Origin of the sequence: Streptomyces caeruleatus (genome assembly GCF_001514235.1) — a bacterium.
Lineage (GTDB): Bacteria > Actinomycetota > Actinomycetes > Streptomycetales > Streptomycetaceae > Streptomyces > Streptomyces caeruleatus.
On record NZ_KQ948936.1, the window covers coordinates 255,173 to 276,867 of the forward strand.

Below are 21,695 nucleotides of genomic sequence, written 5' to 3' on the forward strand. Positions count from 1 at the left end.
GGCCAGCAACAGATTTTGACCGGCGCATGCCATAAGTAGGGGCTTCCGTTACCCCGCTCCCCTGGATCCCCTGCATGACATGCCCCTGACATCTCAGCGCTCTCCACGTTCGTATGTCCAACCCCCCACGGAAGGCATCACGTTGAAGAAGCTCCTCACCGCGCTCAAGAGATGCGCGGCCCTCTCCGCCGCCGCTCTGGCGATCGTCAGCCTTCAGCCTGTCTCGGCCGCGCACGCCGCGGATTCCCGTGTCGTCGGCGGAACCCGTGCCACGCAGGGTGAGTTCCCGTTCATGGTCCGGCTCTCCATGGGCTGTGGCGGCGCGCTGTACACCCAGCAGATCGTGCTCACCGCCGCGCACTGTGTGGGCTCGACCGGCGCCAACACCAGCATCACGGCCACCGCGGGCGTCGTGGACCTCCAGTCCACCAGCGGCCGGGTCCAGGTCCGCTCCACGTACGTGTACCGGGCCCCCGGCTACAACGGCACCGGCAAGGACTGGGCGCTCATCAAGCTGGCCCAGCCGATCAACCTGCCGACGCTGAAGATCGCCACCACGACGCAGTACAACACCGGCACCTTCACCGTCGCCGGCTGGGGCGCGGCCACCGAGGGCGGCGGCCAGCAGCGGTACATGCTGAAGGCCAACGTGCCGTTCGTCAGCGACGCCCAGTGCCGTTCCTACAGCGGCTACAGCGGCCTCATCGCGAGCGAGGAGATCTGCGCCGGCCTCCCGTCCGGCGGCGTGGACACCTGCCAGGGTGACTCCGGCGGCCCGATGTTCCGCCGGGACGCGAGCAACGCCTGGATCCAGGTCGGCATCGTCAGCTGGGGCATAGGCTGCGCCCGGCCGAACGCGCCCGGTGTCTACACCGAGGTCTCGACGTTCGCCTCCGCCATCGCGTCGGCCGCGTCCTCTCTGTGACCTGACCGCTGTCGCGCAGCCGCGGGCCCGGTGTCCCAGGACGCCGGGCCCGCGCCGTGTGCCGTCCTCGGGCACCCCGGGGACCCCGGGCACCCTGCGGGCCCGACGCGGGGGTCAGAACCCCCCGCCGTCGAAGCCTCCTCCGCCACCGAAGTCGCCCCCGCCGCCGAACCCGCCCCCGAAGTCCCCGGCGTCGAAGTCCGCCCCGGACACGTCGCCGCCCTCGTAACCGCCGTAGCCGTAGCCGTAGCCCGCGCCGTAGTCGGCCGCGTAGGCGGGGCCGGCCATCACGCTGCCCAGCATCGTGCCGATGAGGAGGCCGGGGAGGATGCCGCCGCCGAAGTAGCCGCCCGCCCAGGGGCCGTAGGCCGGGCCGGCGTCCCAGTACGGGCGGCGGCCGTACTCCGTGTCGACCTCGCGGATCACGGGGTCGCGGCCCTCGGACAGCCGGGTGCGGTCGGCCGCGCAGACCGGCACCTCGCGGGGGCTGCCGCCGGGCGGCGTCCAGGTCTCGTCGGCCACCGCGGTGCCGTGCCGGGGGTCGAAGAAGCACGGCGGGCGGCGCTCGGGAAGGGGCCGGCCCTCCCGTCGGGCGGCCAGCTGGGCGAGGGCGAAACGGCCGTCCGCCAGGGCCTGGGTGACGGCCTTGACCTCCTCCGGTCGGCGCGCGGCGTCCATAAGCCGTTTCGCCTGGTCGTAGGCGTCCAGGGCGTGCTCGTAGTCCTCGCGCATCGCGTCGTCGGCCTCGCGCGCGCCCGGGTGGAAGTCCAGGCGGTCCAGTTCCTCGCCGAAGGCGGTGATGTCCTCGTCGACCACGACCCGCAGCTTCTCCAGCGCCGCCTGCCGCTCCTCGTCGCGGCGGCGCCGGTTGCGCTTCACCAGCGCGTAGGCGCCCGCGCCGCCCGCCACCAGCACGGCCCCGGCCGCGATCAGTCCGCTGACGTCCACGCCGGAGCCGCCCGCGCCGTCGCTCCAGCTCGCGGGTGCGGCGCCGCCCACGTTGCGCAGCGCCGCGTCGACGAAGTCGTTCAGCTGGGCCTTGGGGTCGCCGGCGCTCTGCACCGAGGCGACCAGGTTGTCCACCGCCTGCCGGGACATCACGGAGGCGTCGGCCGCGGCGTCGAAGCGATCGTCGACGCGGACGCCGTACAGGCCCGTGACCCCGGTCTCCGTACGGAGGTTCAGCAGGAGGTTCTCGGTCGGCTGGTCGGCCGGGAGGACGGCGACGAACACGGGTTTGTCGGCATCCTTGATCTTGTCGGCGAGCGCTTCGGCGTCGGCCGACGACAGCTGGTCGGAGGCGGCGGGGTCCACATACACGGGTTCCTCACGCAGCGCCTCGGCGACCTTCGAGAGGTCCGTGGCCGCATGTGCGCCAGGCGCGCCGGCCGTGAGCACCGCGACCGTCGCGGCGACCGGCACGATCAGCAGACGCATGAGACCCCGGAAGAGCGGAGTCCTCATACTTCGACGCTACCTGATGGACCGGGAAAAGGCGGCGGCCCCGGTGGCCGGAATCCTCTGGTCACCGGCCCCGGCTCAGACGTACGGCTCGCCGATGCCCAGCAGGTTGCCCTCGCTGTCGTGGAACCAGGCGGCCCGTTCGCCCCTGAAGCCCTTGGTCGGGTAGTGGCCCTCGATGTCGGCGATGCCGTTCGTGGTGTGGAAGCCGGGGACGTCGACCTCCTCGAACCGCACCCCGCGCCGCCTGAGTTCCGCCACCACCGCCTCGACGTCCTCGACCTGCCAGCCCATCTGCGTGAAGGTGCCGGGAGAGGACCCGGTCGACCGGTACACGGCGAACTCCGTGCCGCCACAGCGGTACAGCAGCCCGCCCGGACGTTCGTCGGCCGGTTCGAGACCCAGTTTCTCGGAGTAGAAGCGCCGGGCCCGCTCCAAATCGTGGGCGGGCAGGCGGGTCGCCACCTGCCCCCGGGCGAGGAAGTGTCGGGAGTCCGTGTCCTTGTCGTCCATGGCTCCACTGTGCCGTGGACGACAGGCCCGGAGGCGGCGGCGAGGTCCGTTCGGTCTACGCGTGCCTACTCGGCCGGCTCGACGCCGGCTCGCAGCAGCCCGTAGGTGTACGCGTCCTCCAGGGCCTGCCACGAAGCAGCGATCACGTTCTCCGCGACGCCGACCGTCGACCACTCCCCCGAGCCGTCCGACGTCGAGATCAGGACCCGGGTCGTGGACTGGGTGCCGTGGACGCCCTCCAGGATGCGGACCTTGTAGTCGACGAGGTCGAGCTGGGCGAGCTGGGGGTAGATCTTCTCGAGGGCGACGCGCAGGGCGCGGTCGAGGGCGTTGACGGGACCGTTGCCCTCGGCCGTGGCGACGATGCGCTCGCCCTTGGCGAAGAGCTTGACGGTGGCCTCGTTGGCGTGGGTGCCGTCGGGACGGTCCTCGACGATGGCGCGCCAGGACTCGACGTCGAAGTACTTGAGGGGCTTGCCCTCCACCTCCGCCCGCAGCAGCAGCTCGAAGCTCGCGTCGGCCGCCTCGTAGGTGTAGCCCTTGAGTTCGCGTTCCTTGACGCGCTCGACGACCCGGCCGACCAGCTCGCGGTCGCCGCCCAGGTCGATGCCGAGTTCCTTGCCCTTGAGCTCGATGGAGGCGCGGCCCGCCATGTCGGAGACCAGCATGCGCATGGTGTTGCCGACCCGTTCGGGGTCGATGTGCTGGTACAGGTCCGGGTCGACCTTGATCGCGGAGGCGTGCAGGCCGGCCTTGTGGGCGAAGGCCGATACGCCGACGTAGGGCTGGTGGGTGGAGGGGGTGAGGTTGACGACCTCGGCGATGGCGTGGCTGATGCGGGTCATCTCGCGGAGGCGGCCGTCGGGGAGGACCTTCTTGCCGTACTTCAGCTCCAGGGCCGCGACCACCGGGAAGAGGTTGGCGTTGCCCACGCGCTCGCCGTAGCCGTTGGCCGTGCACTGGACGTGGGTCGCGCCCGCGTCGACGGCGGCGAGGGTGTTGGCGACCGCGCAGCCGGTGTCGTCCTGGGCGTGGATGCCGAGGCGGGCGCCCGTGTCCACGAGGACGGTCGCCACGACCGCCTGGACCTGGGCGGGGAGCATGCCGCCGTTGGTGTCGCAGAGGATGACGACGTCCGCGCCGGCCTGGGACGCCGTGCGGACCACCGACTTCGCGTACTCGGGGTTGGCGCGGTAGCCGTCGAAGAAGTGCTCGCAGTCGACGAAGACCCGGCGGCCCTGGGAGCACAGGTAGGCGACCGTGTCCTGGATCATGGCCAGGTTCTCGTCGAGGGTGGTGCGCAGGGCCAGTTCGACGTGCCGGTCGTGGGACTTCGCGACCAGCGTGATCACCGGGGCGCCGGACTCCAGGAGCGCCTTGACCTGGGGGTCTTCGGAGGCCTTGGCGCCTGCGCGGCGCGTGGAGCCGAAGGCGACCAGCTGGGCGTGCCGGAAGTCGATCTCCTGCTGGGCGCGCGCGAAGAACTCGGTGTCCCTCGGGTTGGCACCGGGCCAGCCGCCCTCGATGAAGCCCACGCCGAACTCGTCCAGGTGCCGGGCGATGGCCAGCTTGTCCGCGACGGTGAGGTTGATGCCCTCCCGCTGCGCGCCGTCGCGCAGGGTGGTGTCGAACACGTGGAACGAATCGTCGAGCTCGCTGGTTGCGGTCATGGTGTCAAGGCTCCTGCTGTTGGATCCCGTCGGATCACGGTCGTTACCGGAATGACCGGCTCCACCGTCCCCAATGATCCCTCGCGCTTTACTCCCGGCTGAAGGTGGGCCAGAAAAGCGAAAAACCCCTCGCGGGTGCGAGAGGTCTGCGCGCGGGTCGAGGACGACGGTGTCCGCCCGTACCTGGTCGTACGTGGCGGTCACTGCGGACCGGCGCGCCTGCTGCCAATAATCATGGCGAACGAGAGCACGGGGGAAGTCTGGCACACACCGCCCCCGGGCTCACCGTCCGTCTCAGGATGCGAGCACTGCGTTGATCACCGCCGGCGGTGGACGAATCCGTCGTAGTGCCCGTTGGTGTCGTCCGGGACCAGTTGGGCGGAGCGGCTGCCGAGGCCGATCCGTCCGCCGGTGCCCACCTCGTAGAGCGTCACGTACTCGTCGGTGACCGGGCCGCCGGTGACGGAGGCGCTGATCAGACGGGTCGCGCCGGTGCGCAGGTCGCGGAGGTAGACGTTGTCCGGCCCGTACTGTCCGTCGGCCAGCCGCGGTTCCGCCTCGTAGGCCAGGTGGCGGCCGTCCGGGCTGAGCAGCGGGTTGTCCGGCAGGCGTTCCCCGTCGGGGCCGGGGGCGATGCGCCGGGTCACGTCCGAGCGCAGGTCGCGGACGTAGAGGTCGGTGCCGTCGCCGGGGGCGTCGTCCGGGAGCAGGTCGTCGCCGACGTACTTGAACGCGACCGTCCTGCCGTCCGCCGACAGGGAGACGGGCATCGCGTAGCGCCGGGCCGGCGTGCCGTCCGCCTTGACGTTGACCTGTTCCTCGGTGCCGGTGCGGCGGTCGTGTACCCAGGTGACGCCTTCCCCGCTGCGCGGCACCAGCTGGGTGTACGCCACGTAGCGGCCGTCGGCGCTGATGTCCTCCAGGAGCGCGGGGTTGGTCGGGCGGTCGCCGTTACTGATCCGCTGCGTGGCGCCGGTGCGCCGGTCGAAGGCGTACACGGCGCCGAAGAGGTCGCGGGCGCCGGGCTCCATGCGGTCTGCCTTGGCGTTGAAGACGATGTGGCGGGCGTCCGCGGACATGTGGGCGCCCGCCGCGAAGGCCGAGCCGCCGTCGTGGGCGACGCTGATCCGCTCCGTCTTTCCGGTGCGGCGGTCGTGCAGGTAGATGTCCTCGGCCGCGTCGTTCGTGGGCGGCTGGTCCCAGTGGACCAGGTTGCGGGCGTTGGAGCGGAACAGGACGTAGCGGCCGTCCGCGCTGATGGCGGCCAGCGTGGCGGGCTGGTCGGCCGGTGTGCCGTCCGACGCCACGCTGACCCGTTCCACCGTCCCCTTGCGCAGGTCGCGCACGAAGACGTCCGCGTGGCCGTTGGTGTCGCCCGGCACCAGGTTGGTCGCGTAGGCCGTGAAAGCCGCGAACCGGCCGTCCGCGCTGAACCGCGGGCCGTACGAGTCGCCGTCTCCCTGTTCGCCCGTCGCCGAGAGCGTGACCCGCTCGGTGCTCGGCGGCGGTGCCGGTGCGGCCGAGGTGGCCGTCAGGGCGACCATCGCCCCGGCGAGGACGGCGACGGACATTCCGCGCATGGTTCTGAACACGATTTCCCCCGTGGTTCGTAGTGCTTGCCCGATGTTCCCATTCACCGCAACTGTCGTACGCAGACGTCGGCGTCGTCGGCAACGCGGCCCGGCAGGATGTTGGTTCCCCTGTGGCCGGCCGCTGTCATGAAACGGTCCGCAGGAAGACGTCGTCCACGCCGTTCGTGTCACCGGGGACGATGTCCGTGTCCGGCGAGGAGTAGACGACCGTGCGGCCCCTGTCGGAGAGCGATCCGTCGACGGCGCTGCCGTGTCCGACGAGGACCTGGCGTCCGCCGTGGAGGTTGCGCAGCCACAGGTTCGACTGGGTGTCCTGCAGGAGGATCCGGCGCCCGTCGGGGCTGACGGCCCGCGCCTCGGCGCCGGGGAAGTACTGGACACGGCCGGTGCGCAGGTCCCGTACGTAGGAACCGTCCGCCGAGTCCATCGCCAGGACACGGCCGTCGGCGCTCAGCTGGACCACGGTCGAGAACGTGCCGTCGTCGGCCTCGGTCCGGGTGCCGGTCGTGCGGTCGGCCACCCACACGTCCCCGCTGCCCTCGTCCTCGTAGGCGACATAGCGGCCGTCGCCGCTGATCGACGCGTCGTCCATGTCCCGGCTCTCGTCGTCCTGCGGTCCGGCGCTGACGGTCTCGCGGGTGCCGGTGACCCGGTCGTAGAGGTCGATGCGGTTCGGGTACTGCGGGTGTCCGGACCAGGTGTAGACGACGTAGCGGCCGTCCGCGCTGATGTCCGGGGCGGACGCGCTGTCCTGGGCGTCGCCGCCGGCCCGGATCCGCGTACCCGTGCTCAGGTCCGTCAGGAAGACGTTCATCTTGCGGACGCCCCAGTCGGTGTACGTGGCCCAGCGGCCGTCGGCGCTGAGGCGGGGTGTGCTGAGCGCGGCCTCGATCTTGGTGGTGTGGCCGGTTCTCAGGTCGCGTATGTAGGAGTAGGTGCCCGGGTGGGTGATGCCCTCGGGCACGAGGTTGGTCGCCGAGGAACGGAACGATACGAAACGGCCGTTCGGCGTGGTGTGGGCGGCGTTGGAGGCACCGTCGCCCTGGGTGCCGTCGGCGGCGGTGCTGACCCGCTCGACGTGCGGTGCGGGCGGCGCGGCGGACGCGATCGTGCCGGTGAGCGCGAGCAGCAGCGCCGCCGCCAAGGAGCCTCCGGACACACGTGCGACTCTGGTCATGTTCCCCCCTGTGGTCCCCGTGGACGCTTTCCCCCGGCCCCCTCCTCTTCTCCTCTTCTCCTCTTCGCCTGACTCGCTGCCGAGGGCTCCCATCGAGGCAAACGCACCACGCGTGACAGGGTCAATCCGACGTATTACGTACAACCTGGACGTGAGCTCAGGAGTCCGCGAGGAGGCTGTCGTGGAGGAACTCCCTTACGTGGCCGAGAACTTGTGCCCGGTCCGTGCCGCGCAGGCCGATCGCCACATGGATGGAGAACCCGTCGAGCAGCGCCCGCAGCCGGGCCGCGAAACGGTCCGGGTCGACCGCCCGGAACTCCCCGCGCGACATGCCCTCGGCGACCAGCGCCACCAGGTCGCGATGCCAGGCGCCCTCGATCGCGGCCTGCCGGTCACGGGCGTCGTCGTCGGCGTTCTGCGAGCGGTTCCAGACCTCCAGCCACAGCGTCCAGTGCGGGTCGCGGTGGCCCTCGGGAACGTACAGGTCGACGTACGCCTCGACCCGTTCGCGTACCGAGGCGGACGCCCGGGTCAGCAGCCGTCCGCGCTCGGCGCCGAGCCGGCCCTCGCTCCACTCCAGGGTGCGCAGCAGCAACTCGTCCTTGGAGTGGAAGTAGTAGAGGAGATGGCCGCTGCTCATGCCGACCTCACGGCCGAGCGCGGCCATGGTCAGCTTCTCCAGGCCGCGCTCGGCGATCATCTCCATGGCGGCGGCGAGGACGTCCTCGCGGGGTGGGGCGGGGGTACGGCGGCGGGCTCCCGGGGTGGTCATACGGCGGTCACCCGCACGACGTCGGGCAGGAAGTGCGTCTCGAACGGGCCGGAGCAGTCGGCGAACAACGTTGCCACCGGTGCCCCGCACCCCGGGCACACCCAGTTCGGCCCCTCCAGTCCGGGCGGGCCGCAGCAGCCGATCTCCTCCAGGGCGGGGTTGGGCGCCAGGAAGCCGACGGTGTCCTCGTGGTGGACCACCAGCGTGTTCCGGGGTCCGGCCGACATCAGGAACCCGTCGCCCTCGGGGTCCGACATGCTGACCCCCGGGATCGCCGCGCCCGCCCACTCCGGGTCCGGGTGCGCGACGAAGGGCGCCCCGGACGGCTCGGGGTCCACCGCGTAGGCGCCGCGCGGCACGGTGGACGGGGCGTGCCGCGAGCCGTCGGGTTTGATCCGCCCGTCGTGCTCGGGACGTGCGGGCAGCTCGGGCAGCGGGCGCAGCGGTTCGCTGAGACGGCGGCCGCAGGCCGTGCAGAGCAGTCGTACGTTCACCCGTACGTTCTACCTGACGACCGTCCTCGGCTGCTGCTGGGTGATGCAGTGGATGCCGCCCCCGCCCGCGAAGACCGTCCGCGCGTCGACGAGCGTCACCGTGCGGTCCGGGAACAGCCGGCGGAAGATGCCGGCGGCGATCTCGTCACGCGGGTCGTCGAAGCCGCACAGGACGACGCCGCCGTTGCAGAGGTAGTGGTTGATGTAGGAGTAGTCGGCCCAGTGGCCCTCCGCCTCCAGGACGGTGGGCGCCGGGACCTCGACGACCTCCAGGCTGCGGCCCCGCGCGTCCGTCTGCGCCCGCAGCAGCCCTACGACCTCCTTGGTCAGCTCGTGGTCGGGGTGCGCGGGGTCCGGCTGCACATGGGCGACGACCACGCCGGGACGGGCGAACGCGGCGACGATGTCGACATGGCCGAGGGTGCCGAAGCCGTACGGCGGATAGTCGCCGGTCAGACCGCGCGGCAGCCAGATCGCCTTGCGGGTGCCGAGCATGCCGTGGATCTCGGCCTCGACCTCCTCCCGCGTCCAGTGCGGATTGCGCTCGGGACCGAGCTGGACCGTCTCCGTCAGCAGGACCGTCCCGTCGCCGTCCACATGGATCGCACCGCCCTCGTTGACGAGCTTCGAGGCGTACGTCTTCGTCGAGCCCGCGAGGTCGGAGACGTACGCGGCGATCTTCGCGTCGTGCTCCCAGCGGGCCCAGTCCTGGGCGCCCCAGCCGTTGAACGTCCAGTCGACGGCGGCGAGTCCGCCCTTTCCGTCGGTCAGGAAGGTCGGGCCGATGTCCCGCATCCACGCGTCGTCGAGGTCCCGCTCGACCGTCTCGACGCCGTCGCCCAGCAGCGCGCGGGCCTCGGCCGACTGCCCGGGTCCGCACACCACCGTCACCGGCTCGAAGCGGCGCACCGCACGGGCGACCGACGCCCAGGCCGCGCGGGCGTCGGCCAGGTCCTGCGGGTCGTCGAAGGTCGCGTTGGGGCCCGGCCAGGCCATCCAGGTGCGTTCGTGCGGGGCCCACTCGGCGGGCATGCGGAAGCCGTCGGCGGCTGCGGACATGAGTGATCCTTAGAGGAAGTAGAGGCGGTTGAGGGAGACGGAGTCGGCCGGCTCGGAGCGCAGCGGCTCGCCGTCGAGGGTGACCAGACCGGTGCGCTGGTCGACGTCGACGGCTCCGGTACGGGAGTTCAGGCGCAGGTCGGCCGGTCCGATGCCCCGGGTGCCCCGGACGGCGACCCGCCTCCTGCGCGTGGGCATGGAGTCGCCCCCCTGGTCGACGGCGGCCTGGGCGACGAAGGCGACCGAGATGTCGGCGGGTGTGGCCCCGTACGCCCCGAACTGCGGTCCCAGGACGAGGGGTTCGCAGGTGTCGGTCGCGGCGTTGGGGTCGCCGACCACGCCGTACGCGGGGAAGCCCGACTTCAGCACCAGCTGCGGCTTGGCGCCGAAGTACTCCGGCCGCCACAGCACGATGTCGGCGAGCTTGCCGACCTCGATCGAGCCGACCTCGTGGGCGAGTCCGTGGGCGATGGCGGGGTTGATGGTCAGCTTGGCCATGTAGCGCAGGACGCGCTCGTTGTCGTGGCCGTCGTCCGGGGCGCCGAACTCGGCCTTCATCTTCCCGGCCATCGCGAACGTACGGCGGACCGTCTCGCCGGCCCGGCCCATGCCCTGCGCGTCCGACGAGGTGATGCCGATCGCGCCCAGGTCGTGCAGCACGTCCTCGGCGCCCATGGTCCCGGCGCGGATGCGGTCGCGGGCCATGGCGGCGTCGCCCGGCAGGTCGGTCTTGAGGTCGTGGACGGAGACGATCATGCCGTAGTGCTCGGCGACCGCGTCCCGGCCGAAGGGCAGGGTGGGGTTGGTGGAGGAACCGATGACGTTCGGGACGCCGGCCATCTTCAGGACGTTCGGGACGTGTCCGCCGCCGCAGCCCTCGATGTGGAAGGCGTGGATGGTGCGGCCCTCCAGCACCCGGAGGGTGTCCTCGACCGACAGGCATTCGTTCAACCCGTCGCTGTGCAGGGCGACTTGGACGTCGTGTTCCTCGGCGACGCGAAGTGCCGTGTCCAGCGCGCGCGTGTGGGCGCCCATGTCCTCGTGCACCTTGAACCCCGAGGCACCGCCCTCGGCGAGCGCCTCGACCAGGGGCGCGGACGACGACGACGAACCGCGGCCCAGGAAGCCGATGTTGACCGGCCAGGCGTCGAAGGCGTTGAAGGCGTGCCTGAGGGCCCACGGCGAGTTGACGCCGACGCCCCACACGGGCCCGAACTCCTGCCCGATGATCGTGGTCACGCCGGACGCGAGCGAGGCCTCCATGACGCGCGGCGACAGCAGGTGCACATGGGTGTCGACGGCTCCGGCGGTGGCGATGAGCCCCTCGCCGGACACGATGGACGTACCCGTGCCGACCACGACGTCGACCTCGTCCAGGGTGTCGGGGTTCCCGGCCCGCCCGATCGAGCAGATCCGGCCCTCCCTGATCCCGATGGAGACCTTCCGGATGCCGAGCGCCGCGTCGATCACGACGACGTTGCTGATGACGACGTCACAGGTCTCGCGGACGGCGGCGGCCTTGAGGTGCAGTCCGTCCCGGGCGGTCTTGCCGAACCCGGCGAGGAACTCGTCGCCGTACCGCTGGGAGTCCGACTCGACGCGGATCGTCAGCCCGGAGTCGCCGAGGCGGACCCGGTCGCCGGCGCGGGGGCCGTGGGTGGCGGCGTACTCGTACGGGGTGAGGCGGCGGGCCTCGGCGGGGTGGCCTCCGGGACGGCTCATCGCTCGGCCTCCTGTTCCTGGTCGGGTGTTCGCGTGACGCCGAGGTAGCCGCAGGCGGCGGCGCGGCGCAGTGCCTCCGCGCGGGCGCCGGGCGCGTCCAGCGCCCCGTCGACGAGCCCCGCGAACCCGATCGCGATCCGCTCGCCCCCGATCGGCACGAGCCCGACCTCGGCGCTCTCCCCCGGCCCGAACCGCTCCGAGGAGCCTGCGGGCACGGCGAGCCGCATGCCGTAGGCGGCCGCGCGGTCGAAGTCGAGCCGCGGGTTGGCCTCGAAGAAGTGGAAGTGGGAGGTCACGGAGACGGGCACGGTGGCGGTGTTGGTGACCGTCAGCCGGACGACCGGCTCCGGGTCGGCGTGCTCGGGCCCCGGCAGCAGCGCGCCGGGCGCCTGCGCCCCGAGCCCGGCCCCGAGGGGATCGGACACGACCGCGAGCCGCGAGCCGTCGTCGAAGACGGCCTCGACATGGACCTCGGTGACGACGTCCGCGACACCCGGCAGCACGTCGTCCGGGCCGAGCACGGAGCGGGCGCGCTCGATGGCCTCCGCCAGCCGGGCCCCGTCTCGGGCCGCCTCGCACACGGTGTCCGCGATCAGCGCGGTCGCCTCCGGCACGTTCAGCCTGAGCCCGCGGGCTCTGCGCGCCCGGGCCAGCTCGGCGGCTCCGAAGAGCAGCAGCCGGTCACGTTCCGTGGGGGTGAGTCTCATGACGCGGGCACCTCCTTGCCTCTCCCGCATTAGAGCATCACTCTAAACACGAAATCCAGTGCAACGAAGTGTTGACTCGACACCACGGATTCTCGATATTGAACGTCGCTCTAACTCTGGCGGCCGATCGAAGGAGACCTGCCATGCCGATGGAACAGCGCGGAGTCGACACCATCCCCGACGAGGAACGCACCAGCGGTCCCCGGGACCTCGTCTCGATCCTGCTGGGCTCGAACCTCTGCCTCGGAGTGATCGTCTTCGGCTGGCTGCCGCCGTCGTTCGGCCTGGGCTGGTGGGCCTCGGTGAGCTCGATCGTGGCCGGCACGGTGGTCGGCACGGCCCTGACCGCCCCGCTCGCGCTGATCTCCCTGCGCACGGCGACGAACCTCTCCACCTCCTCCGGCGCCCAGTTCGGCGTACGCGGCAGGCTCGTGGGCTCGGTCGTCGGCCTCCTGCTCGCCCTCGGCTACACGGCCCTGACCGTGTGGATCGGCGGCGACGTGATGGTCGGCGTACTGGGCCGGCTCTTCGAGCTGCCGGCGAGCGGCGTGTCGTACGGCGTGGTCTACGGGCTGCTGGCGGCGGCGACCGTCGCGGGCGCGGTGTACGGCTACCGGGTGCTGCTCGCCCTGTCCCGCGTCCTCGCGATCGGCATGACGGCCCTGCTGGTCCTCGGCGTCGTCGCCTACGCCCCGCACTTCTCGACCACCGCGCTGCCCGAGGCGGGCGGCTATCTGCTGGGCGGGTTCTGGCCGACGTGGCTGCTGGCGACGGTGGCCGCGGGCCTGTCCGGACCGATCGCCTTCATCACCCTGCTCGGCGACTACACCCGCTACATCTCCCCGGCCCGCCACACCTCACGCCGGGTGCTGCACGCGACCTGGCTCGGCCTGCTCCTGGGCCTGCTGGTCCCCCAGCTGTTCGGCACCTTCACGGCGTACGCGGCCCGGGCGGCCCTCGACTACGCCGGACCGCTGGTCTCCGCCTCGCCCACCTGGTACCTGGTCCCGCTCCTGCTGGCCGCCTCGGCCGGCTCCGTCGGCAACGCCGGTCTGATGCTCTACTCCATGGGCCTCGACCTGGACGCCATCCTCCCGCGCGCCTCGCGTGCCCGGGCCACCTACTGTGTCGCCGTCGTCGCGACCGCCTGCGTCTTCGTCGGCCACTACGCCTCCAGCGCCCAGGACGCCATGACGTCCTTCGTACTGCTGCTGACGGCGATCGGCACCCCGTGGGCGGTCATCACCCTGATCGGCTTCGCCCGCTGCCGAGGCGTGTACGACGCGGAGGCCCTCCAGGTCTTCAACCGCCGTGCGCGGGGCGGGATCTACTGGTTCCGGGGCGGCTGGAACATCCCCGCGACCGCGGCCTGGGCGGCGGGCGCGACGGTCGGCCTGCTGGCCGTCTCCCTCCCGTCGTACGAGGGGCCGCTGCTGGGGCTGACCGGCGGGGTGGACTGCAGCTTCCTGTTGTCGGGGCTGGTGGGGGGCGTTGCCTACACGCTGCTGGAACCCCGGACTCAGCCCCAGCCGAGCCCGGGAATGACAGCCCGTCCGGCGTTTGAGGACGAGGCCGTTTAGGCCGAAGCGGGGGTCTGGGGGCGGCAGCCCCCAGCGACCTCGACCTCGACCCCGAGCACAGATCAGCCCAGCTTGTGCATCCACCCGTGCTGATCCACGGCAGTGCCCCGCTGGATGTCGAGCAGAGCCCGGCGCAGCTTCAGCGTGACCTCGCCGGGCTCGCCGTCGCCCTGCCGCCACTGCGCGCCCGTGCGCTTGACGGTGCCGACGGGGGTGATGACCGCGGCGGTGCCGCAGGCGAAGACCTCGGTGAGGGTGCCGTTCTCCGAGTCGCGCTGCCACTGGTCGACGGAGACGCGGCCCTCCTCGGCCTCGTAGCCGAGGTCACGGGCGACGGCGAGGAGGGAGTCGCGGGTGACGCCTTCCAGGATGGAGCCGGTGAGGGACGGGGTGACGATCCTGTCGCCGTACACGAAGTACAGGTTCATGCCGCCGAGTTCCTCGACCCACTTGCGCTCGACCGCGTCCAGGTAGCAGACCTGGGCGCAGCCCTCGGCGGCGGCCTCGGCCTGGGCGAGCAGGGACGCGGCGTAGTTGCCGCCGGTCTTGGCGTCGCCCATGCCGCCGGGCACGGCGCGGACGTGGTCCTCGGAGACCCAGATGGAGACCGGCTTGACGCCGCCCGGGAAGTACGCGCCGGCCGGGGAGGCGATGACGATGAAGAGATACTCGCTGGCGGGCTTCACGCCCAGCCCGACCTCGGTGGCGAACATGAACGGACGCAGGTAGAGGGACTCCTCGCCGCCGTGTGCCGGGACCCACGCCTCGTCCTGGCTCACCAGCGCGTCGCAGGCCTCGATGAACGTCTCGACCGGCAGCTCCGGCATGCCGAGCCGGCGGGCCGACGCCTGGAAGCGCTTGGCGTTCTTCTCCGGGCGGAAGGAGGCGACGGACCCGTCGGGCTGGCGGTAGGCCTTCAGACCCTCGAAGATCTCCTGCGCGTAGTGCAGGACCATGGTGGCCGGGTCGAGGGAGAGCGGCGCGTACGGCACGAGCTCGCCATCGTGCCAGCCGCGGCCCTCGGTCCACTTGATCGTCACCATGTGGTCGGTGAAGTGGCGTCCGAACCCCGGGTTGGCCAGTATCGCCTCGCGCTCGGCGGCGGAGAGCGGGCTGGCGGAGGGCTTGAGCTCGATCGTGGGCGTCGTCATGAGTAGATGTCCTTCACCGGTTTTGATTGTGGCGGGCCGTGCTCACGCCAGTACTGCCAGTGGCCAGTGCTAGGACGTCCGAGCATTCCGTCGTTCCGCGGCTCCGCGTTCGATTATCGCAAGCGGGAGCCGTGGAAGAAATCGGCCTGATCGGCGTGATCCGGAGTGATTCGCGACCCAGGGGTTGATGGTGTCACCCGACGGCGGACATGGGGAAGCCGCCGGGTGCTTCAGTGACCCGGCGGCTTCGAAGGGTGTTCGAGTGGCGGCGGGGTCAGCCGGCTACTCGTACGGCCAGCGCGTCGCCGATCTCCGACGTCGAGCGGGCGGGCTTGCCGGTGCGCTCGCCGAGGTCGGCGGAGACCGCCTCGTCGATGCGGGCGGCCTCGGCGTCGTAGCCGAGGTGGCGCAGGAGCAGGGCGACGGACAGCACCGTGGCGGTGGGGTCGGCCTTGCCCTGGCCGGCGATGTCGGGCGCGGAACCGTGGACCGGCTCGAACATCGAGGGGAACTCGCCGGAGGGGTTGATGTTCCCGCTCGCGGCGACGCCGATGCCGCCGGAGACGGCCGCGGCGAGGTCGGTGATGATGTCGCCGAAGAGGTTGTCGGTGACGATGACGTCGAAGCGACCGGGGTCGGTGACCAGGTAGATGGTCGCCGCGTCGACGTGGATGTAGTCGGTGGTGACCTCGGGGAACTCCTCGGCCACCTTGTTGAAGACGTTCGTCCACAGGTGACCCGCGAAGGCCAGCACGTTGTTCTTGTGGACCAGCGTGAGCTTCTTGCGCGGGCGGGCCTGGGCGCGGGCGAAGGCGTCACGGACGACGCGCTCGACACCGAAGGCCGTGTTCACGGAGACCTCGGTGGCGACCTCGTGCTCGGTGCCCTTGCGGATGGTGCCGCCGTTGCCGGTGTACGGGCCCTCGGTGCCCTCACGGACGACGACGAAGTCGATCTCGGGCTGGCCGGCGAGCGGGGTGGCGACACCCGGGAGGAGCTTCGACGGACGCAGGTTGACGTGGTGGTCGAAGAGGAAGCGGAGCTTCAGCAGGAAGCCGCGCTCCAGGACACCGGACGGGACCGACGGGTCGCCGATCGCGCCGAGCAGGATGGCGTCGTGCTTCTTCAGGGCGTCGACGTCCGCGTCGGTGAGGGTCTCACCGGTGGCGTGGTAGCGCCTGGCGCCGAAGTCGTACTCCTTGGTCTCCAGCTTCACATCCTGCGGGAGGACGGCGGAGAGGACCTTGAGGCCTTCGGCCACGACTTCCTGCCCGATGCCGTCACCGGGGATCACTGCGAGATTGAGGCTGCGAGACATGTCGGCACCCTACTCCTCGTCCCATGGGATGACACGCGATGTCCGCGATACGGACAGCCGGACGGGGGAAGGCTCTTGCCCTTCGAGTGCCGTTCACCCGCATGTAGGGCAGGTGTTGGCCTCCGCTGGGAAGTTCCCTCTCATGGACCTCCCCGACTTCGGCATCCCGCCCCGGCTCGCCCGCCGCATGACCATGGCGGAACAGCACGAGTACCTGCGTACGAAGCTGACCCGGCGCCGCACACTGGTCACCGCCGGCGCGGTGGCGGGCGGCCTGCTGACGGGCTGCTCGGGGTCGGGCCCGGGCACGGGTGCCTCCGGTACGCCGGCCTCCGCCTCGGCTGCCGCGTCCTCTCTCGCCAAGGTGCCGGGCTCCGCCGTCGCCCCCTTCGGCCGCCATCTCGCCTTCGGCGCCGACCCCAAGGCCCAGATGCGGGTCTCCTGGCAGGTGCCGGCCGCGGTGCGGAAGCCGTACATCCGCGTCGGCCTGCGCCCCGACGACCTGAGCCGCAGGATCGAGGCCGAGGTCCGTGATCTGCGCACGCCCGAACTGCGGGGCGTCCGCGCGGCGCTGGAGCAGTACTACCTGCACGCCGCGCTGGACGGCCTGCGGCCCGGCACGACGTACTACTACGGCGTGGGCCACGAGGGCTTCGATCCCGCCTCCCCGCAGAACCGCTCGACGATCGCCGAGTTCCGGACCGCGCCCGCGACCCCGGAGGCCTTCACCTTCACGGCCTTCGGCGACCAGGGCGTCAGCGAGGCGGCCGCCACCAACGACAAACTCCTGCTGAGCCAGAACCCGGCCTTCCACCTCCACGCCGGTGACATCTGCTACGCCGACGTCAAGGGCCTGGGCAAGGAGTCGGACGCCTACGACCCCGGCTTCTGGGACTTCTATCTGAAGCAGACCGAAGCGGTGTCCAGGTCGGTGCCGTGGATGGTGACGACCGGCAACCACGACATGGAGGCCTGGTATTCGCCGGACGGCTACGGCGGGCAACTGGCCCGCTGGTCCCTGCCGGAGAGCGGCTTCGATCCCCGGAAGGCTCCGGGCGCGTACTCCTTCGTCTACGGCAACGTCGGCTTCGTGGCGCTGGACGCCAACGACGTGTCGTACGAGATCCCCGCCAACCGGGGGCACACGGAGGGCCGTCAGACCAAGTGGCTGGACGAACGGCTCGGTGAGCTGCGGGCGGCGAAGGACGTCGACTTCGTCGTCGTCTACTTCCACCACTGCGCGTACTCGACGTCCACGCACGCGTCCGACGGGGGTGTGCGGGCCGAGTGGGTGCCGCTGTTCGCCCGGCACCAGGTGGACCTGGTGATCAACGGGCACAACCACGTCTACGAGCGGACGGACGCCATCAAGAACGGCGAGGTCGGCAGGCAGGTCCCGATCGGCGCCTCCACCGACCCGACCCGGGACGGCATCGTGTACGTCACCGCCGGCGGGGGCGGCAAGGAGCTGTACGGCTTCCCGACGGGCGTCGAGGAGAGCTACGAGGGCCAGGTGACCGAACGGGAGTCGGTCGCCACCTTCAAGTGGACCAGGTCACGCGACACCAAGGCGGAGAGCGTGGAGTGGTCCCGGGTGCGCTACCGGGGCTTCTCGTTCCTCTCCGTGAAGGCGGAGAGCGGCCCGAAGCCCCGGCTGACGGTGTCGGCACTGGCGCAGAGCGGGGAGCGCATCGACCACTTCGAGGTGCGGCGCCCGACGCCCCGCCGAGGTCACGCGGCCTGGTGACCCGTGGCGCCCCCATTGTCCCTGCGGTCCAGGGCGCGCTGGAGGGCGGCGGCGGCGTTCTTACGGTCGGACTCGCTCGTGCGGGAGAGGTGACGGACTCGGCGGCGGGCGGTCGTCTCGGCCATGGGAAATCGACTCCTTCGACATTCCGGAGTGCGGAAAGGGTTACGAGACGCCGGATGGGGCGGGGAGCGGTGCCGCAGGGGTTGCCTGCACGGGGCCCGGCTCACGACCGCCATTCGCTTGATCGAGCGAGACGTTCGGCTTCTACAAAGCTAAGGGAGGACAGCGCGTCTGTCTCCACAATTACTCGGACTTCCTACTATCTGAGACGGTGGAGTAGGTCACACACCGCTGACCTGCGCTTTTCCCCGTGACCCCGTCAGAGCACGTCACCGTCCCGCCAGTCGAAGACCAGCTCGAACGCCGGGTCCAGCGGACCGGCGAGCGCGGGCCGCAGGAACGTGCCGCCCTCCTCGTCCGGCAGATGGACGACGCCCTCCGGACCCAGCGCGCAGACCCGCCCGCTCCACACCTGCCAGCCCCGGGCGGCGTACAGCGCGGCCCCCTCGCCGCTCGCGGACAGCATCCCCGCGTCGTAGGCCCGGTCGATCACCCGCTCCAGCTCGGCCATCACCCGGCCGCCGAGCCCGGCCCGGCGCGCGTCGGAGCGTACGGCGACCGCCTCGACGTACCCGACCCGCAGCCACCGCTCCCGGTGCCGCACCCGGCGCATGACCACCGACCCGTGCGCGACCAGCCTTCCGGCGTCGTCGTGGACGAGCGCGTGCATGCCGCCGAGCCCGTGGTCCCAGTCCTCGTCGGAGAAGTCACCGTCGAACGCCTCGTCCAACAGGGCGCGGACGGCGCGCAGTTCGGCGGCCGTGAGGTCGGCAGTGTGCGCGGTGCGGGGTGTGCCGGGGGCCGTGGGTGTGGTCATCCGTCCAGTATCCGCGCGGCGGCGGATCGCCCACTCGGCTGATCCTCCGCGCGGTACGGGACAGACGGTGACCGCGAGGGGAACGGTGAGGTCATGAACGACACGGCGAAAGTGTTCCTAGAGGGCGGCCCGGACGACCTGCCCGAGCGGATCGTCCCGGCCCCGTCCCCCGGCCCGGACGTGAAGATCAAGCTCCGCGGCGGGTACGAGCACTTCCGGCCGACCTCGCGGCAGTCGGACACGTCCGAGGGCGCGCTGCCCGTGTACGAGTGGTGGGAGCGGACGGAGATCGCCGAGTAGGCCGACGGTCGGCCGCGCTCAGCTCAGCGCGGCCGCCACCGCCTCCCGGAAGCCCTTCGGGTCCTCCGCCCAGGGCAGGTGCCCGGCGCCCGGCAGGATCACCCGCGTCACGTTCGGCAGCGCCCGCTCCAGGGAGTCGACCGCCCAGCGCGGCCGGATGTCCCGCTCGCCGTCGACGACGAGGACGGGGACGTCCAGCGCCTGGCAGGCGGCGTACAGCTCAGGAGTGCCCCAGGTCCGCTTCGTCTCGGCGTTCAGGGCCTTGCTGCACTCGCGGTTGATCCCGAACCAGGGCTCGGCCATCCGCCCGGCCTGCTCCAGGGCCCGCTCCCGGTCCTCGAACTCGACGCTCCACTGCAGCACCGCCTTCTCACGGTCCCCGTCCGGCAACTCCCGCCAGCGGGCGTGCCGTTCGGGCACCTCGTCGAGCCGGGCGGTGAACTGGTCCCGGTACGTCCCGTGCCAGGACGGCACGGGGTCGATGCCCGTGCCGCTCACGTACACGAGCGCGGCGACCCGCTCCGGGTGGGCCAGCGCGTAGCTCAGCGCCAGTTGCGCGCCCCAGGAGTGGCCGAGCAGCACCGGCCGGTCGAGCGCGTGGTGCGTTCGTACGGCGTCCAGGTCGGCCACGAAGCGGTCGGTGGTCCAGGGGCCCGCGCACGGCTCGGACCGTCCGCATCCGCGCTGGTCCCAGCGGACGACCGTGGCCAGGTCGGCGAGCATGGCGGCCACGTCCCCGAACATGTCCCACAGGCCGGGGCCGCCGTGGCAGAGCACCAGGGGCCGGCCCCGGCCCGTCCGCGAGGTCCACAGCCCCGCCCCGTCGTCGGTCGTCACCATCTCCGCGTCCGTCATGGTGGACAGTCTGCCCGCTGCCGCGGACGCGCGAGGGCCGGGCGAAGCGCCCGGCCCTCATCACACTCCGGCTGATCGTCAGCCCATGTGCGGGTAGCCGTAGTCGGTCGGCGCGACCAGCGTCTCCTTGATGGCGCGGGTCAGCGTCCAGCGCATCAGGTTCTGCGGGGCGCCGGCCTTGTCGTTGGTGCCGGAGGCACGGCCGCCGCCGAAGGGCTGCTGGCCGACGACGGCACCCGTCGACTTGTCGTTGATGTAGAAGTTGCCGGCCGCGTAGCGCAGCTTCTCCATCGTGTACGCCGCCGCCGCGCGGTCGCCGGAGATGACCGAGCCGGTCAGCGCGTACGCGGACACCGACTCCATCTGCTCCAGCATCTCGTCGTACTTGTCGTCCTCGTAGACGTGCACGGCGAGGAACGGGCCGAAGTACTCGGTGGTGAAGACCTCGTTCTCCGGGTCGGTGCACTCGACGACGGTCGGGCGGACGAAGTAGCCGACCGAGTCGTCGTAGGAGCCGCCCGCGACGATCGTGCAGGTGGGGTCGGACTTCGCGCGGTCGATGGCGGCCTTGTTCTTGGCGAAGGCACGCTCGTCGATGACGGCGCCGATGAAGTTGGACAGGTCGGTGACATCACCCATGGTGATGTAGTCGACCTCGGCGGCGAACTCCTCCTTGAAGCCGGAGTTCCAGATCGACGCCGGGATGTACGCCCGGGAGGTCGCCGAGCACTTCTGGCCCTGGTACTCGAAGGCGCCCCGGGTCAGGGCGGTCTTCAGGACGGCCTTGTCGGCGCTCGGGTGGGCGACGACGAAGTCCTTGCCGCCGGTCTCACCGACGATGCGCGGGTAGGAGCGGTACTTCTCGATGTTGTTGCCGACCGTCTTCCACAGGTACTGGAAGGTCTTGGTCGAGCCGGTGAAGTGGATGCCCGCGAGGTCGCGGTGCTCAAGGGCGACCTTGGAGACCTCGATGCCGTCGCCGGTGACGAGGTTGATGACACCCTTGGGCAGACCGGCCTCCTCCAGGAGCTGCATGAGCAGCACGGCGGCGTGGGTCTGCGTCGGGGACGGCTTCCAGACCACGACGTTGCCCATCAGGGCGGGCGCGGTGGGCAGGTTGCCCGCGATGGCCGTGAAGTTGAACGGCGTGATCGCGTAGACGAAGCCCTCCAGCGGGCGGTGGTCGAGGCGGTTCCAGACGCCCGGGGAGTTCGCCGGGGGCTGCTCGGCGAGCAGGTCACGGGCGTACTTGACGTTGAAGCGCCAGAAGTCGATCAGCTCGCAGGGCGTGTCGATCTCGGCCTGCTGGGCGGTCTTGGACTGACCCAGCATGGTGGAGGCGGCCAGCGTCTCGCGCCACGGGCCGGAGAGCAGCTCGGCGGCGCGCAGGATGATCGCGGCGCGGTCGTCGAAGGACATCGCGCGCCAGGCCGGCGCGGCGGCGAGGGCCGCGTCGATGGCGTCCTGGGCGTCCTGCTGGGTGGCGTTGCCGTAGCTGCCGAGGCGCGCCTTGTGGTTGTGCGGCTGCACGACGTCGAACCGCTCGCCGCCGCCCATGCGCTTCTCGCCGCCGATGACGCAGGGCAGGTCGATCGGGTTCTCGGCCAGCTCCTTGAGCTTGACCTCCAGCCGGGCACGCTCGGGCGAGCCGGGGGCGTAGCCGTGCACCGGCTCGTTGACGGGGGTGGGGACCTGGGTCACAGCGTCCATGG

Annotated in this window: 20 protein-coding genes; 4 read left to right on the forward strand and 16 right to left on the reverse strand. The window is 71.4% G+C overall.

Annotated elements, in window-relative coordinates; genetic code table 11:
- The first annotated feature begins 142 nt into the window (after positions 1-142).
- Positions 143-925 (forward strand): serine protease, encoded by a 783-nt coding sequence (locus tag AQJ67_RS34220; protein WP_062723230.1) that lies wholly within the window; start codon positions 143-145, stop codon positions 923-925.
- Positions 926-1,039: 114 nt separating this feature from the next.
- On the opposite strand, the gene AQJ67_RS34225 is transcribed toward AQJ67_RS34220, so the two are convergent.
- The 10 genes from AQJ67_RS34225 to ureA all read right to left on the reverse strand — a co-directional run bounded on the left by AQJ67_RS34225 (position 1,040) and on the right by ureA (position 12,092).
- Positions 1,040-2,389, reverse strand: a complete 1,350-nt coding sequence (locus AQJ67_RS34225; protein WP_062723231.1) for a hypothetical protein — start codon at positions 2,387-2,389, stop codon at positions 1,040-1,042.
- A 75-nt stretch (positions 2,390-2,464) separates the two neighbouring features.
- Positions 2,465-2,899 carry a VOC family protein gene (locus AQJ67_RS34230; RefSeq protein ID WP_062723232.1) on the reverse strand — a complete coding sequence of 145 codons (435 nt, stop codon included), beginning with the start codon at positions 2,897-2,899 and terminating at the stop codon, positions 2,465-2,467.
- Between the two features lie 65 nt (positions 2,900-2,964).
- The gene (gene cimA / locus AQJ67_RS34235; RefSeq protein WP_062723233.1) at positions 2,965-4,569 is read right to left on the reverse strand and encodes a citramalate synthase; all 1,605 of its coding nucleotides are present in this window, start codon (positions 4,567-4,569) and stop codon (positions 2,965-2,967) included.
- A gap of 317 nt (positions 4,570-4,886) precedes the next feature.
- On the reverse strand, positions 4,887-6,140 hold the full coding sequence (locus AQJ67_RS34240; RefSeq protein ID WP_062723234.1) for a TolB family protein: 1,254 nt from the start codon (positions 6,138-6,140) through the stop codon (positions 4,887-4,889).
- A 145-nt stretch (positions 6,141-6,285) separates the two neighbouring features.
- Positions 6,286-7,338, reverse strand: a complete 1,053-nt coding sequence (locus tag AQJ67_RS34245; RefSeq protein ID WP_062723235.1) for a TolB-like translocation protein — start codon at positions 7,336-7,338, stop codon at positions 6,286-6,288.
- Positions 7,339-7,495: 157 nt separating this feature from the next.
- Positions 7,496-8,110, reverse strand: a complete 615-nt coding sequence (locus AQJ67_RS34250; RefSeq protein ID WP_062723236.1) for a TetR/AcrR family transcriptional regulator — start codon at positions 8,108-8,110, stop codon at positions 7,496-7,498.
- Complete coding sequence (locus tag AQJ67_RS34255; RefSeq protein ID WP_062723237.1) at positions 8,107-8,604, reverse strand: hypothetical protein; 498 nt, start codon at positions 8,602-8,604, stop codon at positions 8,107-8,109. Before AQJ67_RS34255 ends, AQJ67_RS34250 begins: the two co-directional genes overlap by 4 nt.
- A gap of 9 nt (positions 8,605-8,613) precedes the next feature.
- Positions 8,614-9,663, reverse strand: coding sequence for an agmatine deiminase family protein (locus AQJ67_RS34260; protein WP_062723238.1), 1,050 nt, complete (start codon positions 9,661-9,663; stop codon positions 8,614-8,616).
- Positions 9,664-9,672: 9 nt separating this feature from the next.
- On the reverse strand, positions 9,673-11,385 hold the full coding sequence (locus AQJ67_RS34265; RefSeq protein WP_062723239.1) for an urease subunit alpha: 1,713 nt from the start codon (positions 11,383-11,385) through the stop codon (positions 9,673-9,675).
- Positions 11,382-12,092 carry an urease subunit gamma gene (gene ureA / locus AQJ67_RS34270; RefSeq protein ID WP_062723240.1) on the reverse strand — a complete coding sequence of 237 codons (711 nt, stop codon included), beginning with the start codon at positions 12,090-12,092 and terminating at the stop codon, positions 11,382-11,384. The genes AQJ67_RS34265 and ureA overlap by 4 nt, the downstream gene beginning before the upstream one ends.
- A gap of 143 nt (positions 12,093-12,235) precedes the next feature.
- On the opposite strand from ureA, the gene AQJ67_RS34275 reads away from it, so the two are divergent.
- Positions 12,236-13,672, forward strand: coding sequence for a cytosine permease (locus AQJ67_RS34275; RefSeq protein WP_107123052.1), 1,437 nt, complete (start codon positions 12,236-12,238; stop codon positions 13,670-13,672).
- 62 nt (positions 13,673-13,734) lie between these two features.
- Here the strand turns inward: AQJ67_RS34275 and AQJ67_RS34280 are convergent, their stop codons facing one another.
- Both AQJ67_RS34280 and AQJ67_RS34285 read right to left on the reverse strand, forming a co-directional pair.
- Complete coding sequence (locus tag AQJ67_RS34280) at positions 13,735-14,823, reverse strand: branched-chain amino acid aminotransferase (protein WP_062723241.1); 1,089 nt, start codon at positions 14,821-14,823, stop codon at positions 13,735-13,737.
- Between the two features lie 274 nt (positions 14,824-15,097).
- Positions 15,098-16,141 carry a 3-isopropylmalate dehydrogenase gene (locus tag AQJ67_RS34285; RefSeq protein ID WP_062723242.1) on the reverse strand — a complete coding sequence of 348 codons (1,044 nt, stop codon included), beginning with the start codon at positions 16,139-16,141 and terminating at the stop codon, positions 15,098-15,100.
- Positions 16,142-16,283: 142 nt separating this feature from the next.
- Between AQJ67_RS34285 and AQJ67_RS34290 the strand changes: the two genes are divergently transcribed.
- Positions 16,284-17,888 (forward strand): purple acid phosphatase family protein, encoded by a 1,605-nt coding sequence (locus tag AQJ67_RS34290; protein WP_062723243.1) that lies wholly within the window; start codon positions 16,284-16,286, stop codon positions 17,886-17,888.
- Here the strand turns inward: AQJ67_RS34290 and AQJ67_RS47130 are convergent.
- Together AQJ67_RS47130 and AQJ67_RS34295 are read right to left on the reverse strand one after the other, a co-directional pair.
- Complete coding sequence (locus AQJ67_RS47130; protein WP_107083653.1) at positions 17,873-18,013, reverse strand: hypothetical protein; 141 nt, start codon at positions 18,011-18,013, stop codon at positions 17,873-17,875. The two genes, AQJ67_RS34290 and AQJ67_RS47130, sit on opposite strands and share 16 nt — an antisense overlap.
- A 257-nt stretch (positions 18,014-18,270) precedes the next feature.
- Entirely contained in the window at positions 18,271-18,828 is a 558-nt protein-coding gene (locus tag AQJ67_RS34295; RefSeq protein ID WP_062723244.1) for a GNAT family N-acetyltransferase, read from the reverse strand.
- A 93-nt stretch (positions 18,829-18,921) separates the two neighbouring features.
- Between AQJ67_RS34295 and AQJ67_RS34300 the strand changes: the two genes are divergently transcribed.
- A complete protein-coding gene (locus AQJ67_RS34300) occupies positions 18,922-19,128 on the forward strand; it encodes a DUF5988 family protein (RefSeq protein ID WP_062723245.1) in 207 nt (68 codons plus the stop codon).
- 18 nt (positions 19,129-19,146) lie between these two features.
- Here AQJ67_RS34300 and AQJ67_RS34305 read toward each other — a convergent pair whose 3' ends face one another.
- Together AQJ67_RS34305 and pruA are read right to left on the reverse strand one after the other, a co-directional pair.
- Positions 19,147-19,983 carry an alpha/beta fold hydrolase gene (locus AQJ67_RS34305; RefSeq protein WP_062723246.1) on the reverse strand — a complete coding sequence of 279 codons (837 nt, stop codon included), beginning with the start codon at positions 19,981-19,983 and terminating at the stop codon, positions 19,147-19,149.
- A gap of 78 nt (positions 19,984-20,061) precedes the next feature.
- The gene (gene pruA / locus AQJ67_RS34310; RefSeq protein WP_062723247.1) at positions 20,062-21,693 is read right to left on the reverse strand and encodes an L-glutamate gamma-semialdehyde dehydrogenase; all 1,632 of its coding nucleotides are present in this window, start codon (positions 21,691-21,693) and stop codon (positions 20,062-20,064) included.
- Positions 21,694-21,695 lie beyond the last annotated feature (2 nt).

Excerpts from the sequence above, each read along its gene's own strand:
- AQJ67_RS34225 (WP_062723231.1), bottom strand. The coding sequence starts at position 2,389 with ATGAGGACTCCGCTCTTCCGGGGTCTCATGCGTCTGCTGATCGTGCCG.
- AQJ67_RS34230 (WP_062723232.1), bottom strand. The coding sequence starts at position 2,899 with ATGGACGACAAGGACACGGACTCCCGACACTTCCTCGCCCGGGGGCAG.
- cimA (WP_062723233.1), bottom strand. The coding sequence starts at position 4,569 with ATGACCGCAACCAGCGAGCTCGACGATTCGTTCCACGTGTTCGACACC.
- AQJ67_RS34240 (WP_062723234.1), bottom strand. The coding sequence starts at position 6,140 with ATGTCCGTCGCCGTCCTCGCCGGGGCGATGGTCGCCCTGACGGCCACC.
- AQJ67_RS34245 (WP_062723235.1), bottom strand. The coding sequence starts at position 7,338 with ATGACCAGAGTCGCACGTGTGTCCGGAGGCTCCTTGGCGGCGGCGCTG.
- AQJ67_RS34250 (WP_062723236.1), bottom strand. The coding sequence starts at position 8,110 with ATGACCACCCCGGGAGCCCGCCGCCGTACCCCCGCCCCACCCCGCGAG.
- AQJ67_RS34260 (WP_062723238.1), bottom strand. The coding sequence starts at position 9,663 with ATGTCCGCAGCCGCCGACGGCTTCCGCATGCCCGCCGAGTGGGCCCCG.
- AQJ67_RS34265 (WP_062723239.1), bottom strand. The coding sequence starts at position 11,385 with ATGAGCCGTCCCGGAGGCCACCCCGCCGAGGCCCGCCGCCTCACCCCG.
- ureA (WP_062723240.1), bottom strand. The coding sequence starts at position 12,092 with ATGAGACTCACCCCCACGGAACGTGACCGGCTGCTGCTCTTCGGAGCC.
- AQJ67_RS34275 (WP_107123052.1), top strand. The coding sequence starts at position 12,236 with ATGCCGATGGAACAGCGCGGAGTCGACACCATCCCCGACGAGGAACGC.
- AQJ67_RS34280 (WP_062723241.1), bottom strand. The coding sequence starts at position 14,823 with ATGACGACGCCCACGATCGAGCTCAAGCCCTCCGCCAGCCCGCTCTCC.
- AQJ67_RS34285 (WP_062723242.1), bottom strand. The coding sequence starts at position 16,141 with ATGTCTCGCAGCCTCAATCTCGCAGTGATCCCCGGTGACGGCATCGGG.
- AQJ67_RS34290 (WP_062723243.1), top strand. The coding sequence starts at position 16,284 with ATGGACCTCCCCGACTTCGGCATCCCGCCCCGGCTCGCCCGCCGCATG.
- AQJ67_RS47130 (WP_107083653.1), bottom strand. The coding sequence starts at position 18,013 with ATGGCCGAGACGACCGCCCGCCGCCGAGTCCGTCACCTCTCCCGCACG.
- AQJ67_RS34295 (WP_062723244.1), bottom strand. The coding sequence starts at position 18,828 with ATGACCACACCCACGGCCCCCGGCACACCCCGCACCGCGCACACTGCC.
- AQJ67_RS34300 (WP_062723245.1), top strand. The coding sequence starts at position 18,922 with ATGAACGACACGGCGAAAGTGTTCCTAGAGGGCGGCCCGGACGACCTG.
- AQJ67_RS34305 (WP_062723246.1), bottom strand. The coding sequence starts at position 19,983 with ATGACGGACGCGGAGATGGTGACGACCGACGACGGGGCGGGGCTGTGG.
- pruA (WP_062723247.1), bottom strand. The coding sequence starts at position 21,693 with ATGGACGCTGTGACCCAGGTCCCCACCCCCGTCAACGAGCCGGTGCAC.